Below are 1,777 nucleotides of genomic sequence, written 5' to 3'. Positions count from 1 at the left end.
TAAGAGCGTGTCTCATGTCGCTGAATTTCGCCATCGCCAGTTACTGGGATGGTTCGACACCGTTGCGGGCGGTGCAGGTATCGGTCATGTGCCGCTGAAGCTTAGGCGGCACAGCCTGATGGTCTGTTTCATGTTCGTGAGCGGCGGAATGATCGAAAAATGAGGTGAGATACGAGCAGTCGCTGGCGTCTAGCACATAGGTTGATGCCATGTCAGTGGATCGAGGACCGTCGACGGCCGTGGCGGCCGACTACGAGTGGATCGGGGATCTGTACCAGAAGCTGTTCCACGGGTATTGCTTGACCCTCGTGCGCGAGGTCACCCCACGGGAGTTCATGGACCGGATCGGTGCGCAGATCACGTTCGACGCTCTACCGCTCGGCAAGCAGTTCTCCGACATCTCCTGGCGCAGGGACGAGCCGGATAGCGGCCACTTCATCGGAGCGACCACAGTGGCTGGGGCCGATGGCGACTGGACGCTGGCGTTGGAGATGAACGGCGGCTACCTGGGTGTGACCGAGGAAATCATAGGCCCGGTGTCAGCGGCGACGACACTCGTCTCGCACTACCACTGCGTCGGCCTCGGCCGTTTCCGCTGCTTCGAGGACGGTGCCCTCCGCCTGGGTTTCGAGCCTCTCTTTTCCAGCGACCGTTGGGGCAGCAACCCGGACGGGTGCCTCGAGCAGATGAGGCAGATCGGCTTCAATCTGGACGAGGACCGCGAAGAGATCGGCCCGACCACCACGGCTGCCTTCGCCCTGGCCGAACGGCTCACCGGAGTACGGGTCACCGAAGATCTGCTCTACAGTTCGGAATACCTGTGCGGCACAGTGCACATCCGCGACAGACTGGCACCGCCGACGGTGGTGAACAGCGTCCCGCCATCCGAGGCTTGACCGTGTCTCAAGTCCTCGATTTCGCCAGTTTCTTGTAGCAGGTCAGTGCGGCGGCGAGGGTGAGGAAGCCGCAGAAGTGGTTGGCGTAGCGTTCGTATCGGATGTTGAGGCGGTGGTAGCCAAACAGCCAGGCGATCGACCTCTCGATCACCCAGCGGTGTTTGCCGAGTTTCTGGCTGGATTCGATGCCTTTGCGGGCGATGCGGACCCCAATTCCTCTGTTGCGCACCCAATCTCGCAGCTCTGTGTGGTCGTAGGCTTTGTCGGCGTGCAGCTTGCCCGGTTTGCGGCGCCGCGGTCCGCGCCGGGACTTGATCGCGGGGATGGCCCTGACCAGTGGTTTGAGGGCGTCGGCGTCGTTGGTGTTCGCGGCGGACACGGCCACCGACAGTGGCAGCCCAGCTCTGTCGGAGAGCACGTGGATCTTCGACCCGGTCTTGCCTCGGTCGACCGGATTCGGGCCGGTCATGGGTCCCCTTTTTTGGCCCGCACAGACGCTCCGTCGCAGACCGCGCGTGACCAGTCGATCAGACCCCGAGCGCCCAGTTCGTCGAGGACCGCGCAATGGAGCCTGCGCCACAGGCCGATGTTGGTCCATTCGGTGAACCGGCGGTGCGCGGTCGGGACCGTAACCCCGAACGAGGGCGGCAAGTACCGCCAGGCGCATCCGCTGGTCAGGACGTAGACGATGGCGGTGAACACCGCGCGGTCGTCCACTGGTGTCGTGCCGCCGCCCTGCGGGCGGGTGTTGAACTTCGGGATCAACGGTTCGGCCAACTCCCACAACTCATCCGGCACCAACCGCCACGAAAGCTCTTCCACCACAACAGATTAACCAACACGGATCAGCTAACTACAGCCACGTAAGACACGCTCTAAGG

Annotated in this window: 2 protein-coding genes; one reads left to right on the top strand and one right to left on the bottom strand. The window is 63.0% G+C overall.

Annotation, left to right across the window (positions count from 1 at the left end):
• The first annotated feature begins 209 nt into the window (after nucleotides 1-209).
• Nucleotides 210-896, top strand: coding sequence for a DUF6461 domain-containing protein (locus tag NA11_RS43600; protein ID WP_069167993.1), 687 nt, complete (start codon nucleotides 210-212; stop codon nucleotides 894-896).
• A 7-nt stretch (nucleotides 897-903) separates the two neighbouring features.
• Here NA11_RS43600 and NA11_RS44520 read toward each other — a convergent pair.
• A protein-coding gene (locus NA11_RS44520) for an IS5 family transposase (protein WP_245746595.1) occupies nucleotides 904-1,721 on the bottom strand; the annotation gives its coding sequence in 2 pieces (ribosomal slippage) (nucleotides 904-1,365 and nucleotides 1,368-1,721; 816 coding nt in all).
• Nucleotides 1,722-1,777: the final 56 nt, after the last annotated feature.

The sequence above is a fragment of the Nocardia altamirensis NBRC 108246 genome, from assembly GCF_001612685.1.
Lineage (GTDB): Bacteria > Actinomycetota > Actinomycetes > Mycobacteriales > Mycobacteriaceae > Nocardia > Nocardia altamirensis.
Note: the sequence above shows the minus strand (reverse complement) of the source record. Positions and strands in the feature narration are given on the sequence as shown.